Origin of the sequence: Burkholderia sp. EMB26 (genome assembly GCF_024730645.1) — a bacterium.
GTDB classification, from domain to species: domain Bacteria; phylum Pseudomonadota; class Gammaproteobacteria; order Burkholderiales; family Burkholderiaceae; genus Burkholderia; species Burkholderia cenocepacia.
Genome location: NZ_CP078071.1, coordinates 2,181,962 through 2,199,945, shown reverse-complemented (window position 1 = coordinate 2,199,945; position 17,984 = coordinate 2,181,962). Strand labels below are relative to the sequence as shown.

The following is a 17,984-nucleotide window of genomic DNA, read 5'->3' as shown; positions in this document are numbered from 1 at the left end:
GCGGATCTCATCTTGGAATCCGGCAAAAAGGACATTGCGCGTACGTCGAGACACCCGGCGCACGCGCAACGCCTTGCCGGCTTATGCTTCCTTGTTGCCCTTGATGTCGAAGCTGGCCGTCACCGCGCCGCCGCTGCCGCCTTGCGCGTTCTGCACGACATACTCCTGCTTCACCTTCGCGAACGACAACGCTACCGTCTCGCGGCTTTTCTCGGCGTCGCTCTTGCTGCCGGACGGCTTCACGCGCGTGACGATCACGTCGCTCATCGTGACCTTCAGGTATTCGAGCGGATTACCGCCGGCCTTGCGCATCACGAGCGTCGCCTGGTCGATGTGCTTGCCGGTCAGCGCGTACTTCATCAGGTTCGGGCTCGCGCGATCGATGTTGTGTTCGAACGTCAGATCCTTGACCGTCGCCTTGCCCGCGCCGCCACCGCTGCCGGCATGCATCGACGATTCCTGGGTGATTTCCCAATCCCAGTTCAGGACTTCGATCTCGTCCTTGTGCTTGTCGTCGAGCGATTCGCCGTTGATACCGTCGATCTTCAGAAAAATGTCCTGTACCATGCGTAGTACTCCTTGACTTACGTGAGTAGAAACAGGCCGTTCACCACAAGATGAAGCGATTGAATGCCCGGCCTGACGGGGTCGATTACCTTCCGGTTACGCCGCTTCCTTGATCGACGGAAGCTTCGTCACGAGCCGCAGCGAGACTGTCAGCCCTTCGAGCTGAAAGTGCGGTCGCAGGAAGAATTTCGCCTGGTAATAGCCGGGGTTGCCCTCGACGTCCTCGACGAGCACTTCGGCGGCGGCAAGCGGCCGGCGCGCCTTGGTGTCCTGCGACGAGTTGGCGGGATCCGCATCGACGTAGTGCATGACCCATTCGTTCAGCCAGCGCTGCATGTCCTCGCGCTCCTTGAACGCACCGATCTTGTCGCGCACGATGCACTTCAGGTAGTGCGCGAAGCGCGAGCAGGCAAACAGATACGGCAGGCGTGCAGACAGGTTCGCGTTGGCGGTCGCGTCCGGATCGTGGTACTCGGCTGGCTTCTGCAACGATTGCGCGCCGATGAAGGTTGCGTGATCGGTGTTCTTGCGATGCACGAGTGGAATGAAGCCGTTCTTCGACAGTTCGGCCTCGCGGCGATCCGAGATCGCGATCTCGGTCGGGCATTTCATGTCGATGCCGCCATCGTCGGTCGGGAACGTATGGCATGGCAGGCTTTCGACCGTACCGCCCGACTCGACGCCGCGGATCAGCGAGCACCAGCCATACTGCTTGAACGAGCGGTTGATGTTGACACCCATCGCGTACGCCGCGTTCGCCCAGCCGTAGCGGCTGTGATCCGAGCCATTGGTGTCCTCTTCGAAATCGAACTCGTCCACCGGATTGGTCTTCGCACCATACGGCAGCCGTGCGAGGAAGCGCGGCATCGTCAGGCCGACATAGCGGGCATCTTCGGTATTGCGCAGCGAATTCCACGCCGCGTACTCGAGGTTCTGCGTGAAAATCTTCGTCAGGTCGCGCGGGTTCGCCAGCTCCTGCCACGACTCCATCTGGAGCACCGACGGGCCCGCCCCCGTGATGAACGGCGTGTGAGATGCCGCGGCGACCTTCGCAATCGAACCCAGCAGATCGACGTCAGGCGGCGTGTGGTCGAAATAGTAGTCGGCCACCATGCAGCCGTACGGCTCGCCGCCGAGCTGGCCGTACTCCTGCTCATAGATCTGCTTGAAGAGCGGGCTTTGATCCCATGCCAGCCCCTTGTAGCGACGCATCGTGCGGTGCAGCTCGGTCTTCGACACGTCCAGGACACGGATCTTGAGATGCTCGTCGGTTTCCGTATTCGACACGAGATGGTTCAAGCCACGCCATGCCGATTCCAGCGCCTGATAGTCGTCGTGGTGCAGGATCAGGTTGATCTGCTCGGAAAGCTTGTGGTCGATCTGCGCAATGATCGCCGCGATGCTCTTGTACGCGTCGTCGCTGATGGTCGCAGTCTGTGCAAGCGCCTGCTCGGCGAGCGTCTGGACTGCGGATTCGACGGCCTCGCGAGCCTGGTCGGTCTTCGGACGGAATTCCTTTTCCAGCAGTTGCGTGAAGTCGGATTGAGCGGCCGTCTGTACTTGCGCGGCCTGTACGTGTTGCTTCGCCATGGTGGTCATCCTCGCTCGGTTCGTCGGTCAGTTGGCTTCGTTCTGGTCGAGGGCGCCGGCTTCATGATGCTCGGGCTTCGGCGCAGCGGCCAGCGATTTCAGGAGCGCCGGATCCTGCAGCAACTGCGTCACGAGCGCTTCGGCGCCCGACTTGCCGTCCATGTAGGTTTGCAGGTTCGCCAGCTGTGTACGGGCCTCCAGCAACTGGCGGAGCGGCTCGACCTTGCGTGCGATCGCAGCCGGGGAAAAGTCCTCCATGCTCTCGAAGGTCATGTCGACCATCATCTGGCCGTCGCCCGTCAGCGTATTCGGCACGGCAAACGCGACGCGCGGTCGAATGGCCTTCATCCGCTCGTCGAAATTATCGATATCGATTTCGAGGAAGCGCCGATCGGATACCGCCGGAAGCGGCTCGACCGGATGCTTGCCCGACAAGTCGGCCAGCACGCCCATGACGAAAGGCAGCTCGACTTTCTTCTCCGAGCCGTAAACCTCGACGTCGTACTCGATCTGCACGCGCGGCGCACGATTGCGCGCAATGAATTTCTGCGAACTGCTGGAAGCGGACATGGACAGGTTCTCCTGAACAGTGGGAAGTGGACGGCGCTTAGCCAAGCGATTCGTCCAGGCGAGAAGGCATTGCATCGAAGGTCAGCGCCCGCGCAGGCTCGGCGGCCGAGTCGGCGACACCGATCGCGATGCGCGCGAGCGCGCCTTTCGACGCGAAGGCATCGAGCCAGAGCGCCGAGAGGCGCGGCAGGATGTGTTGTTCGATGAAACCGATCAGGGCTCGCGCACCGGTTTCCTGTACGAGACAGCGACCGACGATGTAGCCGACCACTGCATCGTCGAACGTGAGCGCGATATCGTGCGTATCAGCCATGCGTTTCACGACACGCGCAAGGTGCAAGCGAACGATGCGCGCGAGCGCGTTGTCCGCCAGCGGCCGGTACGGCACCACCGTCACGCGGCCGACGAAAGCCGCCGGGAAAGTTTTCAGCAGCTCGGGAGCGAGCGCCTCGCGCAAGCCGTCGAGGTCCGGTGCGAGCGCGGGATCGGCACACAGGCTTGCGCTCAGGTCCGCGCCGACATTGCTCGTCAGCAGGATCGTCGTGTTGCGGAAATCGATATGGCGGCCGTCGCCGTCTTCCATGTAGCCCTTGTCGAACACCTGGAAGAACATTTCATGCACGTCGCCATGGGCCTTTTCAACCTCGTCGAGCAGGACGACCGAATACGGGCGGCGGCGCACCGCTTCGGTCAACACGCCGCCTTCGCCATATCCGACGTAGCCGGGCGGCGCCCCTTTCAGTCCCGAGACGGTGTGCGCTTCCTGATATTCGCTCATGTTGATCGTGACCAGGTTTTGTTCGCCACCGTACAGCGCCTCGGCTAGCGCCAACGCGGTTTCGGTCTTGCCGACGCCCGACGGGCCCGCGAGCAGGAACACGCCAAGCGGCTTCTTCGGATCGGTCAGGCCGGCCCGTGCGGTCTGCACGCGTTCGCCGATCAAGCGCAGCGCGTCCGTCTGGCCGACCACGCGTGCCTCCAGCGTTTCAGGCAATCGACGCACCGCTGCGACCTCGTCCGTGACCATGCGACCGGCAGGGATACCCGTCCAGTCGGAGACGATTTCCGCGACGATCGCCGCATCGACCTCCGGAAACACAAGCGGCGCGTCGCCCTGCAGCGCCAGCAACGCTTGCTCGAGCTCGCGAAGCCGATCGATCGACACCGGCGCATGCGCAACGTCACCTCTCATCGTTTCGCGGGCGTCCAGCAATGCCTGCGCAGCCGCCACCTGTTCGCGCCAGCGCACTTCGACGGCTGCTTCGCCCGCTGCAAGCGCGGCAATGCGTTCGTGTGCACTGTCCAGTGCCTTGCCCACGCCCAGTCCGATACGGGCCTCCTGCGCGAGTAGCGCCGCTTCGGCGCGGGCGGCCGCCAGCCGTTGACGCACGTCGTCGAGTTCTCGCGGCGTGGCATGCTGAGACAGCGCCACGCGTGCACAGGCAGTGTCGAGCAAGCTGATCGCCTTGTCCGGCAACTGGCGCGACGGGATGTACCGGTGAGACAACGTCACTGCACTGCGAATCGCCTCGTCGCGCACCACTACACCGTGATGCGCGGAAAACGTTTGCACGAGCCCCCGCACCATATCGACGGCAGCAGCCTCGGACGGCTCGGCGACTTGGAGCACCTGAAAGCGCCGCGTCAATGCAGGGTCTTTCTCGATATGCCGTTTGTACTCGGCCCAGGTCGTCGCACCAATCGTGCGGAGCGTGCCGCGCGCGAGCGCCGGCTTCAGGAGGTTGGCGGCGTCACCCGTGCCGGCCTGGCCACCCGCGCCGATCAGCGTATGGATTTCGTCGATGAACAGGATGACCGGCACTGGCGATTTCGCGGCTGCTTCGAGTAACGCCTTCAGGCGCGCCTCGAATTCCCCCTTCATGCTGGCGCCCGCCAGCAACGCCCCGACATCGAGGCTCAGCAGACGCACATCTGCAAGCTTCGGCGGCACGTTGCCCGATGCGATCGCGCGAGCGAGCCCCTCGACCACGGCCGTCTTGCCGACCCCGGCTTCACCGGTCACCAGCGGATTGTTTTGCCTGCGGCGCAGCAGCACGTCGATCATCGTGCGAATCGCGTGTTCGCGACCGATGACCGGGTCGATCTCGCCGGCACGAGCACGTGCCGTCAGATCCGCGCAATACTGATCGAGTGTCCCACCCTTCGGCGCGCCCGGCGTCGCACCGGATGCGTCACCCGGCGTGGCAGGCAGATATTCGCTATGGTCATACGGGGCGTCGTCCGCCTCCGGCGAGCCGGCTATCCAGGCTGGCAGCACGTCGTCGAAATCATCGACCGGGATTTTTCCGAACGTCGGAGAAATCGCGAGCATGACGCGCCGCAACTCGGGGAGGGACACGAGTGCCGCGATCAGCCACGCGCCGCGCACACGACGGTCGCCATATTCGAGCGTTGCGAGCACCCAGGCCCGCTCGATCGCCGATTCGATATGCCACGAAAAGTCGTTGATCGAGCTTGCGCCGGCCGGCAAGGCGGCCAGAGCCCGCGCGAAATCGCGTTCCAGCCCATCGCGATCGATCGCGGCGTGACGCACGATCCGCTGAAGATCGCCGTCCGGCTGCTGCAGCAACTGGTGCAGCCAGTGGACGAGTTCGACGAACGGATTCCCGCGCAGCTTGCAGAAACTCGTCGCCGACTCGATACCCCGGTAAAGCTGGACCCCGAGCTTACCGAATAGCGCTTGGCGAGAAATGGTCATGTTGATCTTTGTTGTCGGACGCGATGACGCTCCGCGCCATGCATGATCTATCAGGACTGCTATACAGATCATCTTCCAGAGGCCCCCGGAAGTACCCGTACATCATCCTCTTTTCAACTCGACTTGATCGGCCATTCAAATCGAATCCGCATTATCGGCACGAGTTACAACTTCCGTCAATGCATTCGATCGGAAATTTTTCTCTGAAATTCCCTCATCTCACTTCGACACATCACTACCTCGCTCTATGCAAAGCCTGATCAGCCTTCGGTTGAACAATCAAACAGATCACTCACGACCAACGAACGCAAGTCATTGTTATTTTGAGATAAATTCCATTCCAACAAAGATCCCATGCCCTCACCGCATCGATAAATTTTTATCTCAAAATAATCTTATCCATATTTTGACTTTATTTCACATTTCGCACCTCATCCCCAAAATACTCCATTCGATCTCATCCAATAGATTATTTTCATCTCAATAAAAAATCGACCGAAACTCATGGTTAAAATGCGGGATTCTCATCATTGGACAGCCAGATGCGTTCCCCTCGCCTGCCATGGTGTCGTCAATCGGACGTGCCGCACACGAGGCTCGCGCGTGGTAACGATCATGCGCGGCCCAGCCACACTGCTGCTGCCCAACCGGCGGTTCCGGCAGGCGAATCATCCGCGTGGCCCTGTGCCGGCGACCTGCTCGGTCAACTCGGCATCGGCGGCATGGAACGCGTCGCGCGACAGTCGGCTCCTTCGTCCCACGCTTCCATTGACACGTCCGACACCACCGACGTGCTGATCAATACATTGCACGCCCAGTATTGGCGGGCGCTGGCCGATCCCCACACAGCCGCTACCGCTGAATGGGGATCAGTCGCAGCGGCTGCAGAGCCGGCAACGCGCACAACCGCACTCGATTCGGCGGCGTGTCCGGATGCCAGTCGCGATCACGATTCAATCGAAACGCTACTGTTTGGGGACCGCACGCTCGAGGACGTATTCGAGCGACTTGACGAGCGCACTGGCCCGCTGCCGGACACCGAACCCGCGCCCGAGATCCTGCTTCTGTTTGCCCCTCCCGATTTTCGAGCGACGGCCGCGCAACATCCCCCCGCACTAACACGGCGCGAACACCACGCGTTGACTATCGACAGCCCGCTGTCCGCGCCCTTGTGCAAGGATGAAGATTGACCCGGCTTACCGCTTCCCATCCGCCCGCTCTCGTTCGTCTGGATGATGCCTCCCTCAGCGAACAGATCGAACGAATCTCCGCAAGCGTGCGCGCACAACCTGCCATCGCGTCCCATCGATGGGCGCTGTTCCAGCTGTTGTGCGTCATGAGTGAATGGGCGCGTGCAATCCGGCAACTACAGACATGGGCCACGCTGGATCCCGTGCAAACGGCAACCGCGCAGGTCTACCGCGACCTGATCCGCGCCGAATGCCGGCGCAAGCAGGTGGTTGACGGGCACGAGCGCCCAGGGTTCGTATTCGAGCAGCCGGCGCGGATCGACGGATTGCTGAATGCACTGCAGCTTGCCGCGGCGGGACGGATCGACGCGGCCGACGACGCGCGCGAAGCGGCCTTCGATGCCGCTCCGACCGTCGCGGCGCGCATCCCGCAGGGTGCGGTAGCCTGGATCGTCGATAGCGACTCCCGTTTCGGCCCCGTCTGCGAAATCATCGCGGCCGGGCACTATCGCTGGATTCCGTTCGCCGATCTGGCGTCATGGCGCGTGCCGCCTCCGACGAGGGTCATCGATCTGGTTTGGGCGCCCTGCACGTTCATGCTTGGCGACGGCGCCATCATTCACGGTTTCATGCCGGCGCGATATCCGGGTTCGGAGGCCGGCACCGATGCCGTTCGTGTCGGCCGCGAAACGTCCTGGCAAGAGCACGGCCGAACCGGCGTCATGGCGCTTGGACAAAAGACCTGGTCAACGGATCGGGGCGACTTCGGGCTGTTCGAACTGGCAACCGCGGAGTTCGGCGCGGGTATCGGGAACAGCGCCACGACCGGAGAGCCGACCGATGAGTGAGCGCAGGAAAGTGCCACAGGCCGCGGACTCGCTCGCCGTCCGCGCGCCGCGGCGCGCCAATACGCACTTGATGCCGACCTTGCTTGACCGGCTCCGTGACGATGCACCGCACCGAAGCACGGAGGCGCCGGAAGAATACACGGTCACCCGTAAACAGATGCGCGACATCGTGCAGCGCGATCTCGCCTACCTGCTCAACACAACCAGCATCGAGGACCAGATCGATCGGGGCCGCCACCCGCAAGTCGCTGCGTCGACCGTGAACTTCGGCGTGCCGCCCCTTGCGGGCGCCTTTATCGCATCACGTCACTGGAACGACGTCGAACAGACAATCCGGCGGGCCATTGCCGATTTCGAACCGCGGCTGATTCCGGCCTCTCTGGTGGTGTCCCCACGTCCCGGCAGCGGCGGCGCCGGCGAGCATCACAACGTCCTCGCATTCGAAGTTCGCGGCCTGATTCACATGGATCCGTATCCGCTCGAGTTCATGGTGCAGAGCTCGCTGGATCTCGAAACCAGCGAGATTCGCATCACCGGCATGCGCACGAGTTAGGCATGGCATGCCACAACGATAACGAGACCATCCCGATGGACCCGCGACTGCTCGACTACTACAACCAGGAACTCATCTACATGCGCGAACTCGCGGCTGAATTCGCGCATGCACACCCGAAGATCGCCCGCCGGCTCGGCATGCAGGCGGGCGAAGTGGCGGATCCCTACGTCGAGCGCCTGATCGAGTCGTTCAGCTTCATGGCAGCTCGCATGCAGCTCAAGCTCGATGCGGAATTCCCGCGCTTTACCGAACGGTTGCTCGAAGTCGTTTATCCGAACTACGTCGCACCCACGCCGTCGATTGCGGTCGCCCGCCTGCATCCCGGGGGGACGGAGGGCAGCCTCGCGAACGGATATCGAATTGCGCGCGGCACTGGGTTTACCGCCCGCGTTCCCGATGGCGAAAGAACGGCGTGCCAATTCACGAGCGGTCAGGACGTGGTGCTGTGGCCGCTGACGATCGCCGAGGCCCGCCTGACGGGCGTTCCTCCGGACATCGCCGGCCTCGAGCGCTACGCGCCGCCCGATACGCAGGTGCGGGGCGCACTGCGGCTACGCCTGGCGACCACCGGCGACGTCCGAATCTCCGACCTGAAGGGGCTTGATCGACTTCCGGTCTACCTTGCCGGTGACGAGCAGGTTGCATCGCACCTGTTCGAACTGCTGCATGCGGGCGCCATCGCGTCCGTGATCGGCACGCCTGGCGAGTTCGGCACGCCGGGGCGCCCGCTCGCAGCCGTTACGCGTGACGCAGTGGAATACGAAGGGCTGCGCACCGACCAGAATCTGCTGCCGCTCACATGGACCAAGTTCCACGGGCATAACCTGCTGCACGAGTATTTCGCATGCCCGGCCCGATTCTGGTTCTTCGCGCTGAATGGGCTGGCGGAAGGGTTTTCGACGGTACACGGCCGGGAAGTCGAGATCGTCGTGCTGCTCGACCGCTCGCCGGCTCAACTGGCAAACCTCGTCGACGCCTCGCGCTTCGCGCTGTTCTGCACGCCCGTCGTCAACCTCTTCAGCAAACATACCGACCGGATCGAGATCACGCCGCGGGAAACCGAGTTTCATCTTGTACCGACACGGCTTGCACCGCTCGACTACGAGGTGTTTTCAGTCGAGACCGTGTACGGCCGCGTGGCCGCGACATCCGACGAACTGACGTTCCGCCCGCTCTACCAAACGCTGAACAATGACGAAGGCAACCATGGCCGCTACTTTTCGGCGAGACGCGAGCGGCGTCTCGTGTCCGATTCCGCCCGCCGTTACGGTACACGCACGCCCTACATCGGCACGGAAGTGTTTCTCTCTCTCGTCGACCAGAACGAAGCGCCGTATCACGAAAACATCCGCTACCTGTCGGTCGATGCGCTGCTGACAAACCGCGATCTCGCGACGCTCGTGCCGCGCAATGGTATCGACGACCTGGACACGGCCGAATCCGCACCGGTCGAGAGCATCGGCCTCATCCGCCCGCCGAGCCCGCCGCTGCCGCCCTATGCCGAACGGGAAATGGCATGGCGTCTGATCCGCCAGCTCAACTTCAATTATCTGCCGCTCGACGATTTCGACCATCGTGAAGGGAGTCAAGGGCTGCGCGATCTGCTGCGCCTGTACGTCGTGGAGGGCAACTCAGGACAAGCCCGACAAGTCGAAGGCCTCGTCGGCGTGAAGACGCATCCGGTGACGCGCAAGCTGCTGCAAAGCGGCCCGATGACATTCGGGCGCGGCATCGAATGCACACTGACTGTCGACGAGACCAACTTCTCGGGGATAAGCCCCTATCTGTTCGGCGTGATCCTCGAGCATTGGCTTGCGCGGCACGTGTCGATCAACAGCTTTACGCAGACCGAACTGCACTCGATGCAGCGGGGCCGCATCGCACGCTGGCCCGTACGCACGGGTACGCGCGGAGTCCTGTGATGAAACGCGCCACCCCGCCCGCACTGCTGCGCGACAGCATGCTGTCGCGCGAACAACTCGAATCCTTGCAAGCCGAGCCATGGCGGTTCGGGTTTTTGTCGCTATTGCGACGCATCGGCGCGAACCCCGAGATCGATTCGATCGGCATGGCGCGCCGGCCTGGTGCGGAGCCTTTCCGGCTTGGCCAGCAGCCGAGCCTCGCCTTTGCCCCGCGAGAAGTCGCCAGCGCGGAACAAACGGACGGACGATTGAAGCTGCGGCTTTTCAGTCTCGGGATGCTCGGTCCCAATGGTCCGCTACCGATCCACTTCACCGAGATCGCGAAGGATCGTGAGGACAGCCGGCGGGACACGACGACCATCGATTTTTTCAACATCTTTCATCACCGCTACTTCACGCTGTTCTATCGGGCGTGGGCTTCGGCTCAATCGACCGCGGGACTCGATCGAAAGCACGAGGAGCGATTTTCGTTCTACATCGCGAGCCTCGCGGGACTGGACGTCGGAGAAATCACCCAGCGCGCGCTCCCCTCGCACGCGTGCCTCGCCGCTTCGGCGCATCTCATCCGCGAATCGCGCAATCCTGACGGATTGCGCGCGACGCTTGAACGCTACTTTGGCGTACCGGTTGCGATTGACGAGAACGTGTTCCACTGGATCGCAATCGATCCGGACGATTGCGGCCGCATGGGCTGCCCGGGCGCCGCCGCGACGATGGGACAAGGCGCGATACTGGGACGCGTCGCGCCGGATCGTCAGCACCGCTTTCGAATTGTCCTCGGCCCGCTCGATCTCGACGCTTACCTGCGCTTCACGCCTCAGGGCGAGGATCTGCCGCAGCTTGTCGAATGGGTGCGGACGTTCGTCGGTTACGAACTGGAATGGGAACTCGAGTTGCGTATCAAGCCCGAGAGTGCGCCGCCGGCGGTGATGGGTGGTCAACAACGCATGGGCTGGTCCGGATGGCTCGGGCGCCCGGACCAGCGCAAACCCGTTACGGGCATGCGGTTCGAACCAGAACGTTACGCGCGCCGTTTCAACCGCCGTCCGACCCGCCCCCTGAACTGACCGACCATGAGCAAGAAACCACCGGCCGCTTCCGCGAAGCCGAACCGACCCACCGCGATGGATACCACGCACGTCGACTGGCTGACGCCAGTAAGCGAGGACGCGCCGTGCGGCTCGGATCTCGAGTATGACCACGACTTCGTGGTGCTTTTCGCTGAAGCCGCGTCAAGACCGGACGTACAGTATGGCGCGTTCATCGGATCACCTGATCCACTCAACTGGAGTGAGCTGGAACGCAACTGTCGCAGATTGATGCTGCGCACGAAGGATATGCGTGTCGCGGTGCTCTACGCCCGCTGTCGCACGCGCCTCGGCGGTCCGTCGGGGTTGGCGGAAGGAACAGGGCTGCTCGCGGCGTTGCTGCAGGCATTTCCCGACAGCATTCACCCTCAGGCAAGCACGGATGACGATCGCGGCGCGGCACTGGAAATGCGGACGAATGCGCTACAGGCGCTGACAGATCCCGACGGGTTGCTGGCCGATGTCCGGGAGATCGCGCTGATGAAGTCGACCGTCGCGCGTCTACAGATGCGCGACGTCGAACGCGCTTTTGCCCACCCGCGCTCAGCGGATGCGCTCGCGCCCGATTCGGTCATCCAACAGTTGCAGGACCTCCGGATCCGACAGCCGGAAATGATGAGCGCGTTCGCCCAGACGATCTCAAATCTTGCCGCGATCGATATGTGGGCTGCTACGCATCTCGAGGCGTATCTTCTCGATCTTTCGCCATTGATTCGATTGCTGCAGCTGTCAAATGTCGAGGATGGCGGCACCGAAGCGGCTTCCAACGTCACACACGCTTTCGTGGAGGACATTGAAAGCGTGGATACAGGCAGTGGGCGACACGGTGAAGCAATTCCGTCAGTGCTTGCACATGAAAAGTTCATCGCCGACGCACACGCGCCGGCTGCCGTCACGTGTATCGAACATATGCCGATGGACCGCCGGGCGGCGCTGACGCTGATCCGTACGGCGCGTCAGTGGTTCGAAGCGAACGAACCAAGCAGCCCTATCCCGGTATTGCTGAAGCGGGCTGAACAGTACGTTGGCAAACGCTATGTCGAGGTTGTCAACGCGATTCCGGCCGAGCTTCTTGCGCAATGGGATCAGGCGAATGGCCTGGAATAGATTCGGAAATCGACGCGCACGGCGACCAGGCAGCATCTCGCCGGCGAACCTCGTATGCGACTGACCGCCGGTGGTCCCGCCTCACGCCCGCGTCGCATGCGCGCGCACTAGCGCAGCAAGCGCTTCCTCCAGCGTCGTCGTCCCGTACACCCGCTCCGACGCGTCGGCTTCCACATCGATCCGCCCCGCGTTGTGCACGTCATACAGGTCGACGATCAGCTGCGCATGACGCTCGCTGAGCCCAGCGCGCAGTAGCGTCGCGCTCCACGTATCGCGCGGCAACTCGTGCGCGACGATCGAGCGACCTGCCGCCGCGCCCAACGTTTCCGCAATCGCCGTCACGCTCACCCGCCGCGGCCCTTCGACACTGACGATGCGCGGCCCGCTGCCGCCTTCCGGCGCATCGAGCATCAGCCGCGCCGCGACGATGCCCACATCGGGCGCCCAGACCGTCGGAAACGCCTTGCCGACCGGATGATGGAAGCTCGGCAGCACGCCGGTACCGAGCGCGACCGGCAGCACGCGCGCCCAGTTCTGCAGATGCTCGGCCGAGCGCAGCAGCGTCAATCGCGTCGGGATCGTCTTCAGCCGTTCCTCGAATTCATGGAACAGGCGCGTGATACCCGTATTGCCTTCAAGCTCCGCGCCGTAATCCGACAACGCGAGCAGCGCCGGCGGCGGATTCGCGGCAAGCGCGGCGGTCGCTGCATCGATCGTCCGCGTCATCGTCGCGGCCGGATCGGGGTCGGCAGCCGGCACCGGGCACAGTATCTGCACCGCCTGCGCGCCGTCGATCGCCGCGGCGATCGCGTTCGCATCCGTCAGGTCCGCGATCGCAACATCGCAGCCGAGCTGCATGAAACGTTCACGATGGCGCGCGTCGCGCAGCACCGCGCGCACGGAATGGCCTGCGTAGCGCAAGGTCGTCACGGTCGACAAGCCGACGTTGCCGGATACTCCGAAGATCACGAACACGGTTCGCTCCTGAGGGATGAAGGTGCTGTGATTGTCGGGTTGCGCGGCCGAGAAGGCGCGCACGGAGGGATGAATCGAGCAGGAAAAGATGACGTGCTGAGTACGCCAACCATGCGTGCTCCCCGATACAAGCGCGTCAAAACCGGAGAAGGCGAACGCGACAATCGTCCAACCACCTGTTGGACAATTGCCCTTGGATCAAACGCAACGCCCATGTACCGCTGTTGCGTTATGCGTCTTTCCCGCCATCCTCACCGTCATACGCCAGCCGCAACCCACCCCGCACGCCTGACCGCGCTATCTCCGTCGGCGTCGCCCCGAGCATGCGATTCATCCAGTTCGCCATGTGGCTCTGATGCGCAAACCCGGCCTCCAGCGCGATCTGGCTGATGCTGAGCCGGCCTTCGAGCAGCAGCGTCTTCGCGCGCTCCACCCGGCGCCGCACGACGTACTGGTGCACGGGCATCCCGAGCGTTTCGCGGAACAGCACCTTGAAATGCGGCACGCTGATCGACACGAGCGCCGCGAGCTCGGCCAGCGTCATGCGCCGGTCGAGATTCGCCTCGACATAGTCGATCACGCGCGCCGCCGCCTTCGGCGCCAGCGTGCGCCGGCGTTCGCGAAACACGGGCTGGCCGTCGACCAGCCGCGCGACGAGCGCCGTGCACAGGCTCTCCGCGTAGAGCGGGTCCGATGCGTCTTCCGCTTCGAGTTCGGCGGCCATCGCCCACGCGATGTGCTGCAGCCGCGGGTCGCGCACCTGCAGCCGCCGGCGGATCCGCGCGTGCGACGGCTTCAGTTCGAGCTGTTCGACGGTGCGCCGCACGAAGGTGTCGCTGAGTGCGATGTGCAGAATCCGGCAGTCGGCGCTGTCGGTCCATTGGCCGGGCAGGCCGGCCGGAATCACGTCGACGTCGCCGTGCGCCTGGATACGCGACACGCGCTCGCCGTCGCACACGCAATCCGCGCGCACCGGCGCGCCGATATGCACGCCGATCCGGTGATGCTCGGCCGCCGGAATCCGGTACGTACCCGCGCGAATCTCCAGCAGCGACGCGCCGAAGCCACGCCAACCCAGCCCGCGGCTGGAGCGCAGACTGACCGGGACGCCGTTGTCCGTCGGCGCGGCAAGAATCGGATCGCTCATTGATGGTCTCCACCAGATCAGGTGCCGAACGCGCATTGTGACGCGTTTCGGGCCGGCGTGCCGGCCGTGCGCGAGCGCCGCCGGATCACGCAGAAAAAGATCATCCGTTTCTGCTCGGGACGATCCTTGCGTGCGCGCCGGCGGGCGCCACGCCGCTTACGATCCGTTCATCCGACACCTACGGAGCCCGTCATGCCCCATTCCTGCCCGCAACGCGCGGCGTTCATCGCGCGTTCGCCGTCCACCGTTCGCCCTTCATCCGGCCCCGACGTCCGCAATACACGCACCGCCATCGCCGCGTGGTGCCTGCGCGTGGTCGGCTGGTACCGGCTCGAACGGCTGCTCGCATCGATTCCCGACAGCAACGACGATTTCGGGCTCGCCTGACCGCCGGTCGCGCCTACTTGCGTCGCCGCTCGTGCGACGCCACCGTCGCGCCGTCGATCACCGGCGCACCCTGCTTGATCAGGAAGTCGCGGAACAGCCCCGTCACTTGCGAGATCCGCCGGTCGGCGAGCGTCACCACATACCATTCGCGTTCGATCGGGTTGCCGGGGAACGGCAGTTGGCCGAGCAGCCCCGTTCGCAATTCAAGTGCACACGCGTGCAACGACAGGAACGCGACGCCGAGGCCCGCTTCGGCCATCTGCTTGATCGCCTCGTTGCTCGACAGTTCGGAACCCACATGAAAGCGATGGCCCGCGTTCTTGAACAGGCTCTCGACGGTCGAGCGCGTGCCCGCGCCACGCTCACGCACGAGCAGGTGTGCGGATTCGAGATCCTTCAGCGTGACGCGCTTGCGCTGCATCAGCGGATGGCCGGGCGCCGCGACGAACACCATCGGATGCTTCGCGAACTCGACCGCGTGCGTGCGCAGTTCCTTCGGCGCGCTGCCCATCACCGCGAGATCGATTTCATGCGTCGCGAGCATGCGGATGATGTCGTCGCGGTTGCCGACCTTGAAATACGTCTTCACGTGCGGACGCGTCGCGGTGAATTTGACGAGCAGCGGCGGGATCAGGTATTCGGCCGTCGTGATCGCGCCGATCCGCAGCGTGCCGCCGAGATCGCCCGTCAGCGCGGCCACTTCGTCGCCGGCCTCGCTCCACAGATGCAGGATCTCGCGCGCGTAGCGCGCCACGATCTCGCCGGCCGCCGTCAGCTGCACGCCACGCCCCACCCGCTGCAGCAACGCGGCGCCCACGGCCTCCTCGAGCAGGCGAACCTGCAGCGACACGGCCGGCTGCGTCAGGTTCAGCTCCTCGGCCGCGCGCGACACGCTGCCGAGCCGCGCGATCATGTCCAGCGCCTTCAGCTGCCGGAACGTCGCGGTCTTTCCTATAAGTGAATACATATGAGTCGCTTATAAACATTAAATTGTTCGAGTGGGTTCGAAACTATATCGTCGGTTCTTGAGCAATGTCATCCGAATCGTCATTCAGCGGGAGCCCAACATGGACAACACCACGCCCACCCTTGCAACGGACCGCGCACCGCGCGTGCCGCGCATCGTGATCATCGGCGGCGGCGCCGGCGGCCTGCAGCTCGCGACGCGTCTCGGCGATACGGTCGGACGCCGCGGGCAGGCCGACGTCGTGCTCGTCGACCGTTATCCGACGCACTTCTGGAAGCCGCTGCTGCACGAAGCCGCATCGGGCCATCGCGATCCGGCCTCCCACACGATCGAATACGCGGCGCAGGCGAAGCGTCACGGCTTCCGTTTCGTGCAGGGCGCGCTGCGGCGGGTCGACCGCGCGGCCCGCACGGCGACGATCGCGGCCGTGCGGGATGCGGACGGCACGGAAATCCTGCCGCAGCGGGAACTCGACTATGACGATCTCGTGCTGGCGGTCGGCAGCGTGACGAATTTCTTCAATGTGCCGGGCGCCGAGCGTCATGCGCTGCCGCTCGAAAACCTCGACCAGGCCGAGGATTTCCGCCGCAAGTTCCTCGCTGCGTGCACGAAGGCGAATCACCTGGCCGAGCAGCAGCCCGCGCGGCGGGGCGCGCCGATCTGCATCAACGTGATCGGTGCGGGCGCGACGGGCGTCGAGCTGGCCGCCGCGCTGCGGCACGCGATCCAGCAACTGACCACGTACCGCTTCAAGGCGCTGGTGTCCGCACGCGACGTGCACATCCGGCTGATCGAAGGCGGCCCGCGCATCCTGCCGGCGCTCGACGAACGGCTGTCCGGCAAGATGCACGCGCAGCTTCGCGCGCTGAACGTCGACGTGCTGACCGATACGCGCGTGGCGGAAGTCGGCGCGGATGCCGTGACGACCGCGGCGGGCGAACGGCTCGCGAGCGACATCACGATCTGGGCGGCCGGCGTCGCCGGCCCCGCGATGCTGCGGGACATCGGCGACATCGCGCTGAACCGCTCGAACCAGGTGATCGTGACCGACACGCTGCAGACGCCCGACGATCCGCACGTGTATGCGTTCGGCGATTGCGCCGCGTGCCCGTCGACTGGTGCCGGCGGATTCCTGCCGCCACGCGCGCAGGTCGCGCACCAGCAGGCCGTGTATCTGGTCAACGCGTTCGCGCGCCGCGTCGCCGGCAAGCCGGTGGCCGGCTTCACGTTCCGCGATGCGGGCACGGTCGTGTCGCTCGGGCATGCGGGTGCGGTGTACCAGGCGGACATCGGCGTGCGCTCGCGCTCGCTGATCGTCGACGGGCTGGCGGCGATCGGGCTGTACAAGTTCCTGTATCGCAAGCACCTGTTCAGCGTGGTCGGCGTGAAGCGCGCGCTGTTCCAGTCGCTGAGCCACTGGCTGCAAAGCCGTAACCAGCCGTCGATCAAGCTGCACTGATCGCGCCTGTTCGCGCGCACCCTCGCAACGCGGCATATCGGGCGGGCATCGCTCGATATGCCGTTTCCTTATATGCATATGCGCGATGCATCCAGAATGTGCGCCATGCTGGTGCATCACATTGAAGGCCGTCGATGCGCTGCCATTCGCGCGGAAAATGCCGTGCGACACGTGTCCCGCGCCCGCTCTGGCTTGCCACCCCATTCATTAGTCAAATCGTATGAGTCGGCTAAAAATATTAATTGGTCGCATTTTCCGGATCGACGCTAAGGTGTGTGGCATTCCCGTCGGCGAACGGATCATCACGTTTCTGAAAAGGAATCACCGTGGTCATCGAAGCCATCGTCACCCGTCTCGACGCAGCATTCGCCCAGATCGAAGCAACACCGGATTCGCGCGAATCGCGCCATCAGCGCGACGCGATCATCCAGTGGCTCGACCGGGCATCGGAAGAAGGATATCGACTCGGTCTCGTCACGACGCTGCCGGCCGCACGGCTCAGCGACATGTTCGAAGGCCAGTTCGGCCGCGCGAACCTCGACCGCTTCTCGGTCGTCGTCACGGATTCTGATCAACAGGACTCCGGATCAAATCAACATCCGTTCGATGTCGCGTTGCAAGCGCTCGGCGTGCCGCCGGAGCGCGCGGTCGGGATCGCGAGCAGCGAACCGGAACGCCGCGAAGTCGAACATTTCGGCCTGTCGCGCTGCGTGAACATCACCGATACGGTGCGCTCGATCGCATCGGCCGGGCTGCACTGAACGCCCGCCCCCGGGCCGGCCGCAGCCGGCCATCATCGTCGATCCGGCGGCAATCCGACGATTGTCCGACCGCATCCTGACATTCTGCTGTCAAAGTCGCTTGCAACACTCCGGGGCTCGACCACATTGCC

16 protein-coding genes are annotated in these 17,984 nt (G+C 63.9%); 9 read left to right on the top strand and 7 right to left on the bottom strand.

Annotated elements, in window-relative coordinates; genetic code table 11:
* Nucleotides 1–81: 81 nt before the first annotated feature.
* The 4 genes from KU887_RS26675 to tssH form a co-directional block, all read right to left on the bottom strand.
* The gene (locus KU887_RS26675) at nt 82–567 is read right to left on the bottom strand and encodes a type VI secretion system tube protein Hcp (RefSeq protein ID WP_258256044.1); all 486 of its coding nucleotides are present in this window, start codon (nt 565–567) and stop codon (nt 82–84) included.
* Nucleotides 568–663: 96 nt separating this feature from the next.
* Nucleotides 664–2,157, bottom strand: coding sequence for a type VI secretion system contractile sheath large subunit (gene tssC, locus KU887_RS26670; protein ID WP_212157557.1), 1,494 nt, complete (start codon nt 2,155–2,157; stop codon nt 664–666).
* A gap of 27 nt (nt 2,158–2,184) precedes the next feature.
* Nucleotides 2,185–2,727, bottom strand: a complete 543-nt coding sequence (gene tssB, locus KU887_RS26665; RefSeq protein WP_212260844.1) for a type VI secretion system contractile sheath small subunit — start codon at nt 2,725–2,727, stop codon at nt 2,185–2,187.
* Nucleotides 2,728–2,764: 37 nt separating this feature from the next.
* Nucleotides 2,765–5,446 (bottom strand): type VI secretion system ATPase TssH, encoded by a 2,682-nt coding sequence (tssH, locus tag KU887_RS26660; protein ID WP_258256041.1) that lies wholly within the window; start codon nt 5,444–5,446, stop codon nt 2,765–2,767.
* A gap of 542 nt (nt 5,447–5,988) precedes the next feature.
* Here tssH and KU887_RS26655 point away from each other — a divergent pair.
* Genes KU887_RS26655 through KU887_RS26630 form a run of 6 tightly spaced genes read left to right on the top strand, consistent with a single transcriptional unit; the run spans nt 5,989 to nt 12,157 of the window.
* Complete coding sequence (locus tag KU887_RS26655) at nt 5,989–6,636, top strand: TagK domain-containing protein (RefSeq protein WP_212260660.1); 648 nt, start codon at nt 5,989–5,991, stop codon at nt 6,634–6,636.
* Nucleotides 6,633–7,484, top strand: coding sequence for a type VI secretion system accessory protein TagJ (locus KU887_RS26650; RefSeq protein ID WP_212260659.1), 852 nt, complete (start codon nt 6,633–6,635; stop codon nt 7,482–7,484). Before KU887_RS26655 ends, KU887_RS26650 begins: the two co-directional genes overlap by 4 nt.
* The gene (tssE, locus tag KU887_RS26645) at nt 7,477–8,037 is read left to right on the top strand and encodes a type VI secretion system baseplate subunit TssE (RefSeq protein WP_212260658.1); all 561 of its coding nucleotides are present in this window, start codon (nt 7,477–7,479) and stop codon (nt 8,035–8,037) included. The genes KU887_RS26650 and tssE overlap by 8 nt, the downstream gene beginning before the upstream one ends.
* Nucleotides 8,038–8,072: 35 nt before the next feature.
* Entirely contained in the window at nt 8,073–9,962 is a 1,890-nt protein-coding gene (tssF, locus tag KU887_RS26640; RefSeq protein WP_212260843.1) for a type VI secretion system baseplate subunit TssF, read from the top strand.
* The gene (tssG, locus tag KU887_RS26635) at nt 9,962–11,029 is read left to right on the top strand and encodes a type VI secretion system baseplate subunit TssG (protein ID WP_258256035.1); all 1,068 of its coding nucleotides are present in this window, start codon (nt 9,962–9,964) and stop codon (nt 11,027–11,029) included. Before tssF ends, tssG begins: the two co-directional genes overlap by 1 nt.
* Nucleotides 11,030–11,035: 6 nt before the next feature.
* Complete coding sequence (locus KU887_RS26630; protein ID WP_212260656.1) at nt 11,036–12,157, top strand: ImpA family type VI secretion system protein; 1,122 nt, start codon at nt 11,036–11,038, stop codon at nt 12,155–12,157.
* A gap of 81 nt (nt 12,158–12,238) precedes the next feature.
* Here KU887_RS26630 and KU887_RS26625 read toward each other — a convergent pair whose 3' ends face one another.
* Complete coding sequence (locus tag KU887_RS26625) at nt 12,239–13,132, bottom strand: NAD(P)H-binding protein (RefSeq protein WP_258256030.1); 894 nt, start codon at nt 13,130–13,132, stop codon at nt 12,239–12,241.
* A 229-nt stretch (nt 13,133–13,361) separates the two neighbouring features.
* Nucleotides 13,362–14,279: an AraC family transcriptional regulator gene (locus KU887_RS26620; protein WP_202588731.1), complete on the bottom strand. Its 918-nt coding sequence runs from the start codon at nt 14,277–14,279 to the stop codon at nt 13,362–13,364.
* 192 nt (nt 14,280–14,471) lie between these two features.
* Here KU887_RS26620 and KU887_RS26615 point away from each other — a divergent pair, with 192 nt between their 5' ends.
* A complete protein-coding gene (locus tag KU887_RS26615; protein WP_006483197.1) occupies nt 14,472–14,666 on the top strand; it encodes a hypothetical protein in 195 nt (64 codons plus the stop codon).
* A gap of 13 nt (nt 14,667–14,679) precedes the next feature.
* Here KU887_RS26615 and KU887_RS26610 read toward each other — a convergent pair whose 3' ends face one another.
* On the bottom strand, nt 14,680–15,633 hold the full coding sequence (locus KU887_RS26610) for a LysR family transcriptional regulator (protein WP_048987382.1): 954 nt from the start codon (nt 15,631–15,633) through the stop codon (nt 14,680–14,682).
* Nucleotides 15,634–15,733: 100 nt separating this feature from the next.
* Between KU887_RS26610 and KU887_RS26605 the strand changes: the two genes are divergently transcribed.
* Both KU887_RS26605 and KU887_RS26600 read left to right on the top strand, forming a co-directional pair.
* Entirely contained in the window at nt 15,734–17,092 is a 1,359-nt protein-coding gene (locus tag KU887_RS26605; RefSeq protein ID WP_062885135.1) for an NAD(P)/FAD-dependent oxidoreductase, read from the top strand.
* A gap of 326 nt (nt 17,093–17,418) precedes the next feature.
* Nucleotides 17,419–17,853 (top strand): hypothetical protein, encoded by a 435-nt coding sequence (locus tag KU887_RS26600; protein WP_006483196.1) that lies wholly within the window; start codon nt 17,419–17,421, stop codon nt 17,851–17,853.
* The last annotated feature ends 131 nt before the right edge of the window (nt 17,854–17,984 follow it).